The sequence below is a fragment of the Dinoroseobacter sp. S375 genome (assembly GCF_049800775.1).
In the GTDB taxonomy this organism is placed as follows: domain Bacteria; phylum Pseudomonadota; class Alphaproteobacteria; order Rhodobacterales; family Rhodobacteraceae; genus Dinoroseobacter.
In genome coordinates, this window is the sequence record NZ_JBNAFR010000001.1 from 226,167 (window position 1) to 242,964 (window position 16,798).

Annotated in this window: 13 protein-coding genes and 1 pseudogene; 5 read left to right on the top strand and 9 right to left on the bottom strand. The window is 66.2% G+C overall.

Going from position 1 to position 16,798, the window contains the following annotated elements:
* Window positions 1-72: 72 nt before the first annotated feature.
* Entirely contained in the window at window positions 73-693 is a 621-nt protein-coding gene (locus ACP150_RS01130) for a hypothetical protein (RefSeq protein WP_424964697.1), read from the top strand.
* Between the two features lie 25 nt (window positions 694-718).
* Here ACP150_RS01130 and ACP150_RS01135 read toward each other — a convergent pair whose 3' ends face one another.
* A complete protein-coding gene (locus ACP150_RS01135) occupies window positions 719-2,902 on the bottom strand; it encodes a primosomal protein N' (protein WP_424964698.1) in 2,184 nt (727 codons plus the stop codon).
* A 77-nt stretch (window positions 2,903-2,979) separates the two neighbouring features.
* Here ACP150_RS01135 and fsa point away from each other — a divergent pair, with 77 nt between their 5' ends.
* From fsa to ACP150_RS01150, 3 genes are read left to right on the top strand one after another with little or no spacing between them, the layout of a single operon-like run.
* A complete protein-coding gene (gene fsa / locus ACP150_RS01140; RefSeq protein ID WP_424964699.1) occupies window positions 2,980-3,633 on the top strand; it encodes a fructose-6-phosphate aldolase in 654 nt (217 codons plus the stop codon).
* A 58-nt stretch (window positions 3,634-3,691) separates the two neighbouring features.
* Window positions 3,692-4,393 (top strand): DUF484 family protein, encoded by a 702-nt coding sequence (locus ACP150_RS01145; RefSeq protein ID WP_424964700.1) that lies wholly within the window; start codon window positions 3,692-3,694, stop codon window positions 4,391-4,393.
* Window positions 4,394-4,397: 4 nt separating this feature from the next.
* Window positions 4,398-5,324: a tyrosine recombinase XerC gene (locus ACP150_RS01150; protein WP_424964701.1), complete on the top strand. Its 927-nt coding sequence runs from the start codon at window positions 4,398-4,400 to the stop codon at window positions 5,322-5,324.
* Window positions 5,325-5,360: 36 nt separating this feature from the next.
* Here ACP150_RS01150 and ACP150_RS01155 read toward each other — a convergent pair whose 3' ends face one another.
* The 6 genes from ACP150_RS01155 to ACP150_RS01180 form a co-directional block, all read right to left on the bottom strand.
* Window positions 5,361-5,621, bottom strand: a complete 261-nt coding sequence (locus ACP150_RS01155) for a DUF3253 domain-containing protein (protein ID WP_424964702.1) — start codon at window positions 5,619-5,621, stop codon at window positions 5,361-5,363.
* Window positions 5,618-6,487 carry a glutathione-dependent disulfide-bond oxidoreductase gene (gene yghU, locus ACP150_RS01160; RefSeq protein ID WP_424964703.1) on the bottom strand — a complete coding sequence of 290 codons (870 nt, stop codon included), beginning with the start codon at window positions 6,485-6,487 and terminating at the stop codon, window positions 5,618-5,620. Before yghU ends, ACP150_RS01155 begins: the two co-directional genes overlap by 4 nt.
* Window positions 6,488-6,696: 209 nt before the next feature.
* On the bottom strand, window positions 6,697-9,687 hold the full coding sequence (gene ileS, locus ACP150_RS01165; protein ID WP_424964704.1) for an isoleucine--tRNA ligase: 2,991 nt from the start codon (window positions 9,685-9,687) through the stop codon (window positions 6,697-6,699).
* A gap of 381 nt (window positions 9,688-10,068) precedes the next feature.
* A complete protein-coding gene (locus tag ACP150_RS01170) occupies window positions 10,069-11,688 on the bottom strand; it encodes an FAD-dependent oxidoreductase (RefSeq protein ID WP_424964705.1) in 1,620 nt (539 codons plus the stop codon).
* A gap of 18 nt (window positions 11,689-11,706) precedes the next feature.
* Window positions 11,707-12,729, bottom strand: a complete 1,023-nt coding sequence (locus ACP150_RS01175; protein WP_424964706.1) for a YcjF family protein — start codon at window positions 12,727-12,729, stop codon at window positions 11,707-11,709.
* A gap of 28 nt (window positions 12,730-12,757) precedes the next feature.
* Window positions 12,758-14,170, bottom strand: a complete 1,413-nt coding sequence (locus ACP150_RS01180; RefSeq protein WP_424964707.1) for a YcjX family protein — start codon at window positions 14,168-14,170, stop codon at window positions 12,758-12,760.
* A 118-nt stretch (window positions 14,171-14,288) separates the two neighbouring features.
* Here ACP150_RS01180 and truA point away from each other — a divergent pair, with 118 nt between their 5' ends.
* On the top strand, window positions 14,289-15,056 hold the full coding sequence (gene truA / locus ACP150_RS01185; protein ID WP_424964708.1) for a tRNA pseudouridine(38-40) synthase TruA: 768 nt from the start codon (window positions 14,289-14,291) through the stop codon (window positions 15,054-15,056).
* A gap of 184 nt (window positions 15,057-15,240) precedes the next feature.
* Here the strand turns inward: truA and ACP150_RS01190 are convergent.
* Window positions 15,241-15,999, bottom strand: a pseudogene (locus ACP150_RS01190) (ABC transporter permease); the annotation flags it as partial.
* The gene (locus ACP150_RS01195) at window positions 15,996-16,784 is read right to left on the bottom strand and encodes an ABC transporter ATP-binding protein (protein ID WP_424964709.1); all 789 of its coding nucleotides are present in this window, start codon (window positions 16,782-16,784) and stop codon (window positions 15,996-15,998) included. The pseudogene ACP150_RS01190 and the gene ACP150_RS01195, both read right to left, overlap by 4 nt.
* Window positions 16,785-16,798 lie beyond the last annotated feature (14 nt).

Below are 16,798 nucleotides of genomic sequence, written 5' to 3' on the forward strand. Positions count from 1 at the left end.
TTATGTCTCAGGAATTACGGCGTTAATCTGTGTTAAGAAAGTCTTAATAGACATTCTCAAACCGGATTCGTTATGCGCCTTTTCCTGATTTCGACTGCCCTGCTTTTGCTGGGCGCGCTCAGCGCCCCTGCCGCAACCATCCAGATCTCGGGAACCGGTCAGGTCGAGAGCGCCGAACAGGGTGTCGGCGTGGACGAGAAGGACATGCTGAGCTTCACCGCGACGGTGTCAGGCCCTGAAATCATGTCGAGCGTCTATCCGCATTTCGTCCAGAAGCTCTATCAGGTCGAGGCGTTTCAGGCGCAGATCGGCGGGGTGCAGGTGGATCAGAGCCGCCCGGACGCCCTGATCTATCTGGTGGTGGTGAACCGCAAGGATGCGCTGAACTCGGTGCAGATCTATCTCAACCCGGGCAATTTTGTCAGCGACGCGCCCCTGAGCAGCTTCACGCTGGGCTGGGAATTCGCCTCTGACAGCATGGATGCCAGCCTGGAGGCCGTGGCCGCGCTCGATTTCTCGAGCGCTGTCAGCACGAGCTTTTTCGCCGTGGATGCCCGCGCGCCCCATGACATCGCGATGACCGGGCAGTTGATGGTGACCAATGTCGCCCCGGTGCCCCTGCCCGGCGCGCTGTGGCTTGGGTTGGCCGGTCTTGGGGCGTTGGGTCTGACCCGCCGCCGCGCGCAGGTCTGAGGGCGCAGCCCCCTTTCCCAACGGCTCAGAAAAAGCTCTGCGGGTCGATATCGATCGACAAGCGCAGATTTGGGCCGGGCTTGATCTGACCCGTCCACTGCGCCAGCGCGTCCTGCAGGGCCACGCCCTTGGGCGCCGTCACCAGCAGCCGCACCCGGTGGCGTCCGCGGATCCGCGCGATAGGCGCGGGCGCAGGGCCGTAAACCGAGGCGCCCACGCCCGTGATCGGTCCCGTCATCCGCGCCAGCATGTTGCCCGTGTCGAACACCTCCTGCAGGTCCGGTGAGCTCAGGATAATCCCCGCCATCCGGCCATAGGGCGGCATCCCGGCGGCCTGCCTCTCGGACGCCTCGGCGCGCCAGAACGCCTCCTCGTCGCCGGTCAGGATCGCGCGGATCACCGGGTGCTCGGGTTGATAGGTCTGCAACAAAGCCTCGCCGCGCCGCTCGGCCCGTCCGGCCCGGCCCGCCACCTGTCGCATGAGCTGGAACGTCCGCTCGGCCGCGCGCAGGTCCGAGCCCTGCAACCCGAGATCCGCATCGATCACCCCCACCAACGTCAGCAGCGGAAAGTTGTGGCCCTTGGCGACCAGCTGCGTGCCGATGATGATATCCGCCGCCCCCTCGGCGATTTCGGCAATCTGCGCCTTGAGCGCCCGGGCCGACCCGAAGAGGTCCGAGGACAGCACCGCGATCCGCGCCTCCGGAAAGGCCTCGGCGGCTTCCTCGGCCAGACGCTCCACCCCCGGGCCCACGGCGGCCAGCTTGCCCTCGGCCTCGCAGGACGGACAGGCCTCGGGGATCGCCCGTGTCGCGCCGCATTGGTGGCACATCAGGCGCTTCTGGAAGCGGTGCTCGACCATCCGGGCGTCGCACATCTCGCAACCAATCTGATGCCCGCAGGCCCGGCAGAGCGTCACCGGCGCATAGCCCCGGCGGTTGATGAAGAGCAGCGACTGCTCCGCGGCCTCGATCCGCGCGGTGATCGCGCGCTTGAGACTGGGCGAGACCCAACGGCCAAAGGGCAGATCCTCGGCGCGCATGTCAATGGCGCGCATCTCGGGCAGTTCCGCATCGCCGAACCGCGCGCCAAGATCCACGCGCTGGTACTTGCCGGCTTCCGCATTGGCCCAGCTTTCGAGGCTGGGCGTGGCCGAGGCCAGCACCACCTGCGCCGTGGCAAACGAGGCGCGCAGCACGGCCATATCGCGTGCGTTGTAGAGCACGCCCTCCTCCTGTTTGTAGGAGGTGTCGTGTTCCTCATCGACCACGATCAGGCCGAGATTCTGGAACGGCAGGAAGAGCGAGGATCGCGCCCCCACCACCAGCTTGGCCCCACCCTCGGCCACCATCCGCCAGCAGCGCCGCCGCTCGGTCATGGTAACCCCGGAATGCCATTCCGCCGGGCGCGCGCCGAACCGGGCCTCGACACGGGTGAGGAATTCCGAGGTCAGCGCGATCTCGGGCAAGAGCACCAGCGCCTGGCGCCCCTTGGCCAGGCAGGCCGCCACCGCCTCGAGATAGACCTCGGTCTTGCCCGAGCCGGTCACCCCCTTCAGGAGGGTCGTGCCATAGCTCTCGCTTTCGATCCCATGCTGCAGCTGGCCCGCCGCGCGTTCCTGCTCCTCGGTGAGCGGCTTGCCGGGCCGCGCCACATCCAGCGGCGGATAAGGCAGATCGCGGGGCGTGTCCTGCTCGTAGATCGCGCCCGCCGCCACGAGCCCCTTGACCACCGAGGCACTTACCCCCGCCGCCGAGACCAGCTCGGCCTGAGTGACCGGCGCGCCCCCATATTCGGCCAGCGCATCCATCACGCGCAGGCGCGCATCGGTCATCCGCGACGGCTCCCCCAGCCCGGGCACCAGCACCTTGCGCATGGACATCGCATCCCCCAGCCCCGGCGCCCGGGTGGCCAGGCGCAGCATCGCGGGCAACGGCGTCAGGGTGTAGCGGGCCGCGCGGGTCAGGAAGGCGCGCATCTCGTCGCGCATGGGCGGGGTATCGAGCACGCGCAGGGCCGCGCGGATCTTGGCCGGGTCCCAGCCGCCCTGTCCCGCACCCCAGACCACCCCTAGAACCTTGCGCGGACCCAGCGGCACTTCGAGGAAATCACCGATCTCGCAGCCCCCCTCCGGGGCCTTGTAATCCAGCGTCCGGTCGAGGGGCTGAGTGGTCAGGACCGCGATCAGATCTCCTGTCTCAAACCGCACCCTGCGCCCCTTTCCCCGTCCTGATGCCTGCGATATGAGAGCGGTAACAGTGCTGCAACCCCGAGGGAACCGAGCCCATGAAGTTTTTTGTAGATAGCGCCGATGTCGCTGCGATCGCAGAGTTGAACGATCTTGGCATGGTCGACGGGGTGACCACAAACCCATCGATCATCCTGAAATCCGGACGTGACATCACCGAGGTTACCCGGGAAATCTGCGCCTTGGTCGCGGGCCCCGTCAGCGCCGAGGTCGTCGCCACACAAGCCGACGCCATGATCGCCGAGGGGCGCAAGCTGGCCGAGATCGCCGAGAACATCACCATCAAGCTGCCGCTCACCTGGGACGGGCTGAAGGCCTGCAAGACCCTGACCGATGAGGGGCGGATGGTGAATGTCACGCTCTGTTTCTCGGCCAATCAGGCGCTGCTGGCGGCCAAGGCGGGGGCGACCTTCATCTCGCCGTTTATCGGGCGGCTCGACGATATCAATCTCGACGGGATGGAACTGATCGAGGATATCCGGACGATCTATGACAATTACGGGTTCGAGACGCAGATCCTCGCCGCCTCGATCCGCAGCGCCAACCACATGAAAGAGGCCGCATTGATCGGCGCCGATGTCGCCACGGCCCCTCCGAATGTGATCAAGGCGATGGCCAATCATGTTCTCACGGACAAGGGATTGGCGGCTTTCCTCTCAGATTGGGAAAAAACTGGCCAGACGATTCTGTGATGGTGTAAGCTGCTCGGAAAATAAGACGAGCAGACATTCAAAACAGAACGGCAGGCCCATGAGTGAACCAGCCCTGATGCCCCATGATCTCAAGACGAAGATCATGGAGGCTCCCGACGTGATTCTCGAAGACCGCGATGTGATGCGGGCCCTGATGGCCGCGAATGAGCGGCGGCTCGGCGGCAACATCATCGACCTGCGCGGGGTTGCGATGGAACGGCTCGAGGCGCGGCTTGATCGGCTCGAGGATACCCATCGCAGCGTGATCGCGGCGGCTTATGACAATCTGGCGGGGACGAACCAGATCCACCGGGCCGTGCTCAGCGTGCTGGAACCGGTGGACTTTACCGCCTTTCTGTCCAATCTCGGCGGCGACGTGGCCGCGATGCTCAAGGTCGATGCGGTGCAGCTCGTCCTCGAAAGCCATGAGGACGCGCCTGACCCGGCCCTCGATGCCCTGCGCGATATCCTGCAGGTCGTGCCCGCGGGCCAGATCGACCGGATCATCGGCACGCCCGATGGCCTGCCGGCGCGCAAGGTGACCCTGCGCCATGTCTCTGATGGCGCGCTCTATGGCGCGCACGGCGAGGCAATGCAATCCGAAGCGCTGCTGCGGCTCGAGTTCGGCGAGAGCCGCCTGCCCGGCCTGCTGGCCCTTGGCGCGCAGGATGCCGAGCTGTTCCACCCCAATCAGGGCACGGACCTGCTGGCCTTCTTCGCCCATGTGGTCGAGCGCGCGATCCTGCGCTGGATCGCCTGAGCCGATGACCGAGATCGCGCTGCAGCCCGGGACCGCCGCGCTGCTGGAGGGGTGGCTGACCCATCTGCGCGGGCTCGAGGATGCGCCGGACACCACCCTGACCGCCTATCGCCGCGACGTGGCCGGGTTCCTCGGCTTTCTCGCGCTGCATGACGGCGGGGCCTCCGGGGCGGCACGGCTGCGCGAGATTTCCCAGACCGATATGCGCGCCTGGATGGCGGCGGAGCGACGACGCGGGCTGGCGGCGCGCTCGCTGGCACGGGCGCTCTCGGCGGTGAAGTCGTTCTTCCGCTGGCTGGGGGAGCGGGAAGGGTTCGAACCGACCGCCGTTCTGGCGGCGCGCAGCCCAAAATACCAACGCAAGCTGCCGCGCCCGCTGGCCGAGGATGCCGCCTTGCAGATGATCTCACAGGTGGAATTGCAGGCCGGCGAAGGCTGGGTTGCGGCCCGGGATGTGGCGGTGGTGACGCTGCTTTATGGTTGCGGGTTGCGGATATCGGAGGCTTTGGGATTGACCGGCGCGGACGCCCCCCTGCCCGAGGTGCTGCGCATTCGCGGCAAGGGCGACAAGGAGCGGATCGTGCCGGTCCTACCCGCGGCGCGCAAGGCGGTGGACAGCTATCTGGCGCTCAGCCCCCATCCCTGCGAGGCAGAGGATCCGCTGTTCCGCGGCGTGCGCGGCGGGCGGCTGAACCCGAGGCTCGTAGCCAAGGTGATGGAACAGGCGCGGATGCAGCTCGGCCTGCCCGCGACGGCGACGCCCCACGCCCTGCGCCACTCCTTTGCCACCCATCTGCTGGCGGCGGGCGGGGATCTGCGCGCGATACAGGAGCTGTTGGGCCATGCCTCTCTGTCCACCACCCAGGCCTATACGGCGGTGGACACGACCCGGTTGCTCGAGGTTTACAACGCGGCGCATCCCAAAGCCTGAGCCAGCGGGGGCCAGCCCCCGCACCCCCGGAGTATTTCAGGAACAATGAGAGGGCCGCAGGGCTAGTCGGATCGGACCCTTCGCCTGTTCGGGATCGACCGGGCGGCCTTTCTGGGTCGCGATCAGCCGGCCCTCGCGGATGAGATCAGAGGCTACGCGGCGGATCGGCGCCATGAGCGGGCGCCACTCCGTGCTCAAGGCGCGTGCAACCTCGGAGGGGCAGAAGCTTTTGGCGATGCCGCGCTGATGGGCGAGATCCAGCAGTGCTGCGCGCAGCTCGTCCTCCAACGGGATCACTCCGCCGCGACGCGCTTGTCCTCGGTCTGGGTGTCAAAATCCGAGGCCGCATGGCGCTCATGGAGTTGCATGGCAGGCTCGCCAAAGAGCCGGTTGACCATGCGCCCGCGCTGCACCGCCGGACGGGCATCGATCCGCGTGGCCCATTCCACTACATGGGTGTAGCTCGCCACGTCGAGGAACTCTGCCGCATCATAGAGACGCCCAAGCACAAGCTGGCCATACCAAGGCCAGATCGCGATATCGGCGATCGTATAGGTGTCGCCCGCCATCCAGTCGCGCGTCGCCAGATGCCGGTCGAGCACGTCGAGCTGGCGCTTGGTCTCCATGGCGAAGCGGTTGATCGGGTATTCCCATTTCTCTGGTGCATAGGCGTAGAAATGTCCGAACCCGCCGCCGAGATACGGCGCGCTGCCCATTTGCCAGAAGAGCCAAGACAGCATCTCGGCCTTGGCCTCGGGGCCGGTCTGGAAAGCGCCGAATTTCTCGGCGAGGTGCAGCAGGATCGCGCCGGATTCAAAGATCCGCACCGGTGTATCGCCGGTCTCATCCAGCAGCGCGGGGATCTTGGAGTTCGGGTTGATCTCGACAAAGCCCGAGCCGAACTGATCGCCATCGCCGATCCGGATCGGCCAAGCGTCGTACTCGGCGCCGCCATGCCCGGCCTCGAGCAGCTCTTCGAGCATGACCGTCACCTTCACCCCGTTCGGTGTCGCAAGCGAGTAAAGCCGGAGCGGATGCGCACCCCGAGGCAATTCCGCATCATGGGTCGGGCCCGCGATGGGCCTGTTGGTGGAGGCAAACTTGCCCCCGGAGGGACCTTCCCAGGTCCAGATGGCGGGCGGGGTATACGTACTGTCAGTCATGGTCAAGCCTATTCATCGCGATACGGCAGGAGGTAGAGTTTGGCAGCCTCCCGCCCAGAAACGGAAGCGAAGAATGAGACTGCAAGTGTCAGATCGCGCAGCTGTGAACAGGGTTTGGCTCAACTCGAAGGGCCTGCCGCGGCGCGGGTCCGCCCGGTTGACATGTCAACCGGGCCACCGCCGGACGCCTGAGCGCCCGGATCCCGGGATCAGCTGGCCGCGTCCAAGGCGCTGAGCGCGTCATCGCAGCGCGCGCAGACGCCGGGATGGCTGTGGGTGCCCACATCCGGCAGGATCTTCCAGCAGCGCTGGCATTTCTCGCCCTCGGCCTTGGCAAAAACCATCCCCACCCCCGGCACATCCGGCAGGGTGAAAGCCCCTTCCGGCACGGGGTCGGTGGAGACCACAAGCTGCGAGACGATGCAGGTATCGGCGAACAGCTCCGGTTTGATCATGCTCGCCACATGGCCCGGCACATGGACCACGGGGGCAGCCTCCAGCGACGCGCCGATTGTCTTGGCTTGCCGCTCCAGTTCCAGCCCGCCGGTCACGACCCGGCGCACGCCGCGCAGAGTGTCCCAGCGCCCGACCGCCTCCGGGTGGTGCCATTCCTTTGGCGTCTCCGGGAAGTCCTGCAGATGCACGGAGCTCTCGTCGCCCGGGAACCGCTCCAGCCAGACCTCTTCCATGGTGAAGACCAGGATCGGGGCCAGCCAGGTGGTCAGCCGGTGGAACATCGCATCCATCACCGTCAGCGCCGCGCGGCGCCGCAGGCTGTCGGGACGATCACAATACAGAGCGTCCTTCCGGATGTCGAAATACTGCGCCGAAAGCGCGACCGTCGCGAACTGGAACACCGTCTGGAACACGCCCTGGAAGTCGTATTTCTCGTAGCCGACCCGCACCTGCTCATCGAGATTGCTCATCATGTGGAGGAACGCGCGTTCCATCTCCGGCATCTCCGCCGGATCGACCCGCATATCCTCGGTAAAGCCCTCCAGCGCGCCGAGCAGATAGCGCATCGTGTTGCGCAAGCGGCGGTAGCTGTCGGCGACATTCTTGAGGATCTCGTCCCCGATCCGCAGATCGGCAGTGTAATCGGACTGCGCCACCCATAGCCGCAGGATATCCGCGCCATATTGCTGGACGACCTTCTCCGGGGCCACAGTGTTGCCGATGGATTTCGACATCTTGTTGCCCTTGGCATCCAGGGTGAACCCATGGGTCAACACCGCGCGATAGGGCGCGCGCCCGATCGTCCCGCAAGCCTGCAGCATCGAGGAATGGAACCAGCCGCGATGCTGGTCCGTGCCCTCAAGGTAGAGATCGGCGAGCCCGTCGCTCGACCCGTCCTCGCGATCCCGCAGCACGAAAGCGTGGGTGGAGCCGGAATCAAACCACACATCGAGAATATCGAAGATCTGTTCATAAGCCTCGGGGTCATGCTCGTTGCCGAGGAACCGCGCCTTGGCCCCCTCGGCATACCAGGCATCCGCGCCCTCTTGCTCGAACGCCTCGACGATCCGCGCATTCACGGCGGGATCACGCAAAAGGTAATCCGGATCAGAGTGTTGCGCGCCTTTCTTCACAAAGCAGGGCAGCGGCACACCCCAGGCGCGCTGACGGCTCAGCACCCAATCGGGCCGCGCCTCGATCATCGAATAGAGTCGGTTGCGCCCGGTCTGGGGCGTCCACTGCACAAGCTGGTCGATGGAGGTCAGCGCCCGCTGGCGGATCGTCTCGCCATAGGTGTCATTGCCGTCGCCCACGGGCTTGTCGATGGCGGCAAACCATTGCGGACGGTTCAGGCGGATCACCGGCGCCTTGGAGCGCCAGGAATGGGCATCCGAGATCGTGATCCGCTGACGCGCCAGCAGCCCGCCGATCTCGACCAGTTTGGCGATCACCGCCTTGTTCGCGCCGCCCGGCTTGCCATTGGGCTTGAGGATGCACTCGCCCCCAAAGAACGGCAGGTCCGCACGATAGGAGCTGTCATCGAGCACGTTATAGGTCATCGGCAGGCCATGCTTGACCCCGATCGCGTAGTCGTCGTCACCATGGCTCGGCGCGGTATGCACAAAGCCCGTCCCGGCATCGTCGGTCACGTGATCCCCGGGCAGGAGGGGAACCACGAAATCCCATTCGCCCCCGGCCCCGTCCGCCTTGGCGAAGGGATGCGCGCAGGTCAGACGGCTCAGCTCGGCGGGCGAGACATCGCGACGCCGGGTGAAGCCTTCCACCCGCGCCTGGCTCAGCGCGCCCTCGGCCAGCGCATCGGCCATGATGTAGGTCTCCCCTACGGAGGCCCAGCATTCCTCGGGCGTCGCGGTCACTTCGTAAAGACCATAGGAGATCCCCGGCCCAAAGCAGATCGCGCGGTTCTGCGGGATCGTCCAGGGGGTGGTGGTCCAGATGATGACCGTCGCCTCTTCGAGCTGCTCGGCGAGCAGGTCGCCATCGCCGCCCATCGTGTCATGCGCCCCCTCCATCGAGGAGGTCACCGCGCGGGCCGAGACGACCGGGAATTTCACCCAGATCGCATCTGTCTGGCGGTCGTGATACTCGACCTCGGCCTCGGCCAGCGCGGTCTTCTCGACCGGCGACCACATGACGGGCTTGGACCCTTGATAAAGCGTTCCATTCATCAGGAATTTCAGGAATTCCTCGGCGATCACACGCTCCGCATGGAAGTTCATGGTCAGGTAGGGGTCGTCCCACTTGCCGGTGACGCCCAGACGCTTGAACTCCTCGCGTTGGATATCAACCCAGCCCTCGGCAAAGGCCCGGCATTCCTGACGGAAGTCGATCACCGGGATCTCGTCCTTGTCCCGGCCCTTGGCGCGATACTTTTCCTCGATCTTCCACTCGATCGGCAAGCCGTGGCAGTCCCAGCCGGGGATGTAGCGGGCATCCTTGCCCATCATCTGCTGAGAGCGGACGACCATATCCTTGAGGATCTTGTTCAGCGCATGGCCGATATGGAGGTTCCCGTTCGCATAAGGCGGCCCATCATGGAGCGTGAAGGCCGGCCGCGTCTCGGTCCGGGCCTTGTCCCGCAGGCGCTCGTAGATGTCGATCTTGGCCCAGCGGGCCAGCCAGTCAGGCTCGCGCTTGGGCAGGCCTGCGCGCATGGGAAAGGAAGTCTTCGGGAGGTTCAGCGTGTCTTTGTACTGGTTCGCACTGGGCGTGTCGGCGCACATGTCCGGTCATCCTGTATCGTCATGTCGGTCAAAAAAGGGGGGCGGCGCGGAAACCCATACGCCTTGGCCCGGCGGCTCGGATCAAGCGAGCGCCGGGTTGCTAATTCGGGAAATGATCACCGCGAACCATGTCATGGGGCGCTTATAGGCCCCTATCCCCATGGGGACAATCGCAACATTTCGCCGCGAGCCGATCGGCAGGCATGGGGCGCGATTGGGCTGATCTGCGCAAGGGGTCTGCGATCTCGGGCGCTGACCGGGGCCAGTCCTTGGCCGGTTCCGCGACACGGCGCGCATCACGCGGGACAGATCCATGCGTCCGGCGCTGTGACAGCGGGCCGCGCGGTTGTCCGGACCACCCCACGCCCCTCGGGGTCAGGGTCAGGGCGCGTTCACATGTTCCCACACTTTGGAAATCACCACCGAGCCTTCGCCCACCCCCGAGGCCACCCGTTTGACCGAGCCTGCGCGCACATCGCCCACGGCAAAGATCCCCGGGCAGGAGGTCTCGAAGGTAGAGCGCCCGCCCACCTCGCGGCCCGTGCGGACAAACCCTTTCTCATCCAGCGTCACATGCCCGTCGAGCCAGCCGGTATTGGGCGCCGCCCCCACCATCACGAAGACCGCGCCGGTCTTGAGCGTCCAGTCCTGCCCCATCTGCCCGTCGCGGATCGTCACGCTGTCGAGCTTGTCCTCACCATGGAGCGCGGTGACCTGCGTGCGCCGGTGCAGGGTGATCGACGGGTCGCGGTCGAGCCGTTCGGACAGGTAGGACGACATGGAGGCCGCAAGGCTGTCCCCCCGGATCAGCACATGCACATGATGGGCCGTGCGCGACAGGAACATCGCCGCCTGCCCCGCCGAATTGCCTCCGCCGATCACCACCACATCGGTGTTCCGGCAATAGCGCGCCTCCACATCCGTGGCGGCATAATAAACGCCCGCACTCTCGAACTCTTCGAGCCGCGGGATCGGCAGTTTGCGGTACTGCACGCCCGTGGCGATGACGATGGATTTGGCGCGGACCTCTTCGCCGTCATCGAGCCGGACGCAGAAGCTCCCATCCTCGAGCGGGTCCACATGTGCCGCGCGCCGGGGCATGGCAAAGCGGGTGCCGAACTTCATCGCCTGAACCTCGCCGCGCCAGCACAGATCCGCGCCGGAAATCCCGGTGGGAAAGCCCATGTAATTCTCGATCCGGCTGGAGGTGCCCGCCTGCCCGCCGATGGTCAGATCCTCGACCACCAGCGCGCTGAGCCCCTCGGCCCCGGCATAGACCGCCGCCGCGATGCCCGCGGGCCCTCCACCGACGATCAGCACATCGAAGACATGGGTGCCGCCGAGGGGCATATCGATGCCCAGAAGCCGGGCGATCTTGCGCGGGTTCGGGTCCTCGATCACCGTGTTCTTGCCAAAGATCACGCAAGGGTGCCGGGGCAGGATCGCGCATTGCTCCGCAATATCCTCGGCCTCGTGATCCTCCAGCTCGAGAGAGCGATAGGGGATCCTGTTCCGGCTGGCAAAGGCCGCGATGCGGCGGATCTGCCGGTCCTGATCCGCGCCCAGCAGGGTGAGCGCCGCCTGCTGGCTCTCGAGCAGACGCCGCCGGCGCCCGGCGAAAACGGTGACGATGATATCGCTCATCTCCGGCACTTCGGACATCAGCTGCAGCATCTCGGCCCGGGGCACCTGCAGCAGGACACTGTCCTGCACCGCGCGATTGGCGAGCATGACCTTGCCATCATTGAGAAAGCTGATCTCGCCCGTGAACTGGGACGGCCCCAGCGTGGCATCGCCATAGCGTCCGCCGGTGACCGGGTCGATCGCCTCCAGCTCTCCCTCGAGCACATAGTGGAAATGGGTCTGCGTCTCGCCGAGCCGGGTGATCTTGTCCCCCGCCCCATAGCGGACCTCGGTCCCGATCCGCCGCATGGCCGTCACATGGGCCGGGTCGAGCGGCGTGCGCACCATGGTATTGAGATCAGGGGCAAGGGTGTCCATCGCGCGCTCCGTGCTGGGTTAGCTTCCGTTTGAGAATAGTCCGCCCAGCGCCTGTTTCACCAATCCGGTGACAGAGGGTCGGCGGGTTTCACCGAAGGGCAGCGGCCGACAAACCTCAAGCGCGGCGACCCCGACCCGTGCGGTCAGCGCGCCATTGACCACGCCTTCGCCGAAACGGCGCGACACCTTGGACAGAACACTCCCCCCGGCCACCGAGCCGATCAGGTCATCGCCCACCGCGACCGCGCCCGTGGCCACCAGATGTGTCAGAACCGAACGTGTCAGGCGCCAGCTGCCAAGGGTGCCCGCGCGCCCGCCATAGATCTCGGCGATCCGCCGGATCATGCGCAGATTTGCGGTCAGCGCGGCGATGACATCCGCAAGTGCCAGCGGCACAAGCGCTGTCACAGTGGCCACCTGCCGGGCCGCCGCGGCGATCTCGGCCTGCGCCCGACTGTCGAGCGGGTCGAGCAACTGTGCCTCGACCAGCTCATAGACAGCCCCAACCTCGAACTGGTCTTTCACCGCCCGGTCGAGATCCTGACGCGGGCCGCGCAACTCGGGCCTGTCGGCGTAAAGTGTCGAGATCCGGGTCGCCACGGTCTTGGCCTCGGACAGGGTGCCTGCGGCCAGTGCCGCATCCGCCGCCGCCCGGATCCCGTCGAGCCGCGCCAGCCGGCGATAGCCCAGCCACTCGCGCCCGGCGATCATCAGGGCCGTGACACAGACCAGACCAAAAAGCCCCGCCGCCACCGCCCCAAGGACCGGCGCGCTGGCCAGCAACCCGGTGACGAAATTCGTTGCCGCCACCCCGGCCATGAAGAGCACCAGCGCCAGCAGCGCCGAGAGGAACATCCGCAAAAGCCGCGAGGGCGGGCGCGCGGCCAGTTGCGCGACGGTTTGCAGGGCCTGCCCCTGCGGAACCGCGCCGGGCAGATCGGGCACGGGCGGGGCCGAGGCCGGGGTCTCGCGCGCAGAGGTCTCGCCGGACTTGGCCTCCTCGTCCAGCTCGATCAGAACGGCACCTTTCTTGGTGGTCATGGCAGGACCCTCCGGTCACGAGGTGCGGTCATCGCAGACGGTCCCCCAGCAAAAACTCCGCCGCACGATCCAGACGGATATGGGGCGGCCCCTCCCCCGGGGCGAGCGCCACGCGGGCGGGGGCAAAGCGCATGGCGGCATAGTCGCCTTCCAGCCAGGTCTCGGCGCCTTCGCGGGCCGGGGCGAGGATGGCATTGGGATCCTTGGGGAGCTCTCCGGCGAAGAACGCGGCCTCCTTGCCGGTCTCCAAAAGGGTGCCGCGTACCAGATCCAGCGGCTGACCCTGATGGGTGCGGGTTTCCTCGATGGTGGTGCGCAGGGCGGCAATGGCCATGGCCCCGGTCTCGGCCCCGGCGAAATCCGCGCGGCGGCGGGCGTCGCGGACCAGCGCCTCCATGATGGCGGTCAGCTGGCCGTGCTGCGTGTGGTGCAGATGGTCCGCCTTGGTGGCGGCAAACAGGATCCGCTCCACCCGCTTGCCGAGGATCGCGCTCAGCCAAGAGTTGCTGCCGGGGCGAAACGCCGTGAGGATATCCTCCATCGTGTTGCGCAGATCCTCGACTGCGCGCGGCCCGGCATGGAGCGCGCCCAGCGCATCTACCAGCACGATCTGCCGGTCGATCCGGGCGAAGTGGTCGCGAAAGAACGGCCGCGCCACCTGGGTCTTGTAGGCTTCGAACCGACGCTCGAACTCGCGCCCGAGCGTGCCGCGCCCGTGACGGCCCGGCGGCAGCGGCGCAAAGGTCAGCACCGGCGAGCCTTCGAGCTCGCCCGGCAGGATGAAGCGGCCCGGCGTGCAATCCGAAAAGCCCGCCTCGCGCGCGGTATGCAGCGCGGCGGTGTAGCTGGCGGCGAGACGCTGCGCCTCGGGTTCGGACAGCTTCGCGCCCGGGTCGGCCTCCGCGAGGGCTGCAAGGAACGCCTCCGCCCCCGGGCGGCTGGGCAACCGTTTGAGCATCTCGGCGGACCAGTCGGCATAGCTCTTGTCGAGCAGGGCCAGATCCAGCAGCCATTCGCCCGGGTAATCCACGATGTCCACATGCACCGTCTTCGGGCCCGAAAGCGCCCCAAGCAGCCCTTGCGGCTGCACCCGGAGAGACACCCGCAGCTCCGAGATGGTGCGCGTGCTGTCCGGCCAGCGCGGCGTGGTGCCGGTCATTTGGCCCAGCGCGTTCTCGAAATCGAAGCGCGGGATAGTGTCATCGGGCTGCGGCTGGAGATAGGCGCTCTGGATTGCGCCGGTGGCTGCGGCCTGAAACTGAGGCATGCGCCCACGCTCCAGCAGGTTGGCGACGAGCGAGGTGATGAACACCGTCTTGCCCGAACGGCTCAGACCGGTGACGCCGAGGCGGATCACCGGTTCGAAAAAAGTCTCGGAGACAGCGCCCGTAAGCCCGGTTACCCCACGCTCGATGCCGTCGGTTATTGTGGAGAATACCAAAATCGCGTCCTTCGTGCTCGGGGCTTAACATAAGGATGCACGGCGCGGGGTTCAAAGGCCTTGCGCGCAGGGATTTGCGGAATTGTCATGGGGCCGCGCCCGGGGTATGCGACGCGACATGCCCAGATTTGCCCTCAAGATCGAGTATCACGGCGCGCCGTTTTCCGGCTGGCAACGCCAGAAGGCGCAGCCATCCGTGCAGGAAGCCGTCGAGGATGCCTTGCGCAAACTGCAGCCCGACCATGCCGGGATCGCCGCGGCGGGGCGGACCGATGCGGGCGTGCATGCGACGGGGCAAGTGGCCCATGTGGATCTGGACAAGCCGTGGGATCCGTTTCGCCTGTCCGAGGCGCTGAACCATCATTTGCGTCCCCTGCCCGTGGCGATCCTGGCCGCAGCGCAGGTATCCGACGATTTCCACGCGCGGTTCTCGGCCGTTGAACGGCGCTATCTCTTTCGGCTTCTGGCGCGACGCGCGCCCGCCACCCATGATGCCGGGCTGGTCTGGCGGGTGCAGCGCCCCCTGGATGTGGAGGCGATGCGCGCCGGGGCGGCCCATCTGATCGGGCACCATGATTTCACGACCTTCCGCTCGGTCATGTGTCAGGCGGCCTCGCCGGTCAAAACACTCGATGAGATCACGATCGAGGACACGCCCGTGGCCCATGGCACCGAGATACGATTCTACCTGCGGGCGCGATCCTTCCTGCACAATCAGGTGCGCAGCATCGTTGGCACGCTGGAACGCGTGGGCGCGGGCAGCTGGACGCCGGAGGATGTGCGCCGCGCGCTGGAAGCGCGGGACCGCGCCGCCTGTGGCCCGGTCTGCCCGCCAGAGGGGCTGTATCTGCGGGACGTGATTTATCCGGACCCGCCCTTTCAATAGGCGCAATGCCCGCGGCGGCCTGTCCGAGGCCACGGAGCGCTCCCGTTGGGAGCGCGGTCCCAAGGGCCCGGACCGAAAGAGCTAAATCTGCGCGCCACGCCGATCGTCTCGTGCGACCGCGCGCTCCACATGTGGAGCGCGCCCGGGCCAAGCGCAACGCGCTTGGCCGCCCCCCCGCACACGGCTCGGCCCGGTCGGCCCCACCCGCAAAGACCTTTTCCAGCGCAACCACGATGTAGTAGAGAACGATCCCCAGAAACGCCAAGGCGATCAGCACCGCAAACATCAGCGGGTAATCCGCACTGATCTTGCCGCTGTCAAAGAGATGCCCGAGCCCCTTGCCATGGGGCTCCACGATCTCCATCAGGTTCGTCCCAATGAAGGCCAGCGTCACCGCGACCTTCAGCGCGCCAAAGAATTCCGGCAAGGTCTTGGGCAGGGCAATCTTCCAGAAGATCGTCGTCTTCGATGCCCCCAGCGATTGCAGGATATCGCGATATTCCGGCTCCAGCGTGCTGAGCCCGATCGAGACCGAAACGGCAATCGGGAAGAACGAGATCAGGAAGGCAATCAGGATGGTGTTCATGTCATGCTGGCCCACGAACATCAGCGCGATCACCGGCACCACGGTGGCCTTGGGGATCGCGTTGAACCCCACCAGCAACGGATAGAGCGCATCGCGCATGGTCCGGCTGAACCCCATCACCATGCCCAGCGCCACGCCGAACACCACCGCCAGCAGCAGCCCCGCCACGGTGCGCCACAGGGTCTGCCATCCGTATTCGAAGAACAGCCCCCGGAACTTCCAGAAGGCTGGCCAGAGGTCGCTCGGCGACGCCATCTTGTAATTCGGCCACTCATTCACCCAGACCAGCCATTCCCAGAACACCAGAAACGCCAGAATGGCCGCCAGCGGGATCGCGATTTTCTGAAAGGTTCTCATTCTGCCGCCTCCGCTGTCTCGGCCCGCCCCTGGGCGACCTGGATCTGGTGGCGCAGGATGGCGAGCATGTCCGTGGCCTTTTGCGTGTAAAGATCGTCGAGCACGCGGTCGCCTTCAAAAGTCACATCCAGAACGTATTGCGTCGTGGCCGGTCGTCCGGAGAGGACAACCACCTGATCCGCCAGAAAGATGCTCTCGCGCAGGTCATGGGTGATCAGGAGCGAGGTAAAGGGCTCCTCGGCGCGCAAGGTATGCATGAGCTGCCACAGATCCTCGCGCGTGAAGGCATCCAATGCCCCGAACGGCTCGTCGAGGATCAGGACCTCCGGCTTGTGTACCAGTGCCCGGCACAGGGAGGCGCGCTGGCGCATCCCGCCCGACAGCTCCGAAGGCCGCTTGTCCTCGAACCCGGCCAAACCAACGAGCCCCAGAAGATGCTCCGCCCGCGCCACCCGATCCTTGCGCGGCATGCGCGGCGCGACGATCTCCAGCGGCAGGATGACATTGTCGAGGATCGTCCGCCATTCCAGCAGAACCGGGTTCTGAAACGCCATCCCCACCGTGGATTTCGGCCCCTTGACCGGCGCATCATGCAGGCGCACCTCGCCCGCATCGGGCTTCATCAGCCCGGCAATCAGGCGCGTCAGGGTGGACTTGCCGCAGCCCGAAGGGCCCACCACCGCTGCAAAACCGTTCTCGGGCACCGAGAGGCTGAGGTCGCGCAACACGGGGAGCGGCCCGCTCTCGGTCTTGTAGGCGTGGGTGACGCCGGCGATTTCGATCATGGCTGCGGACATCG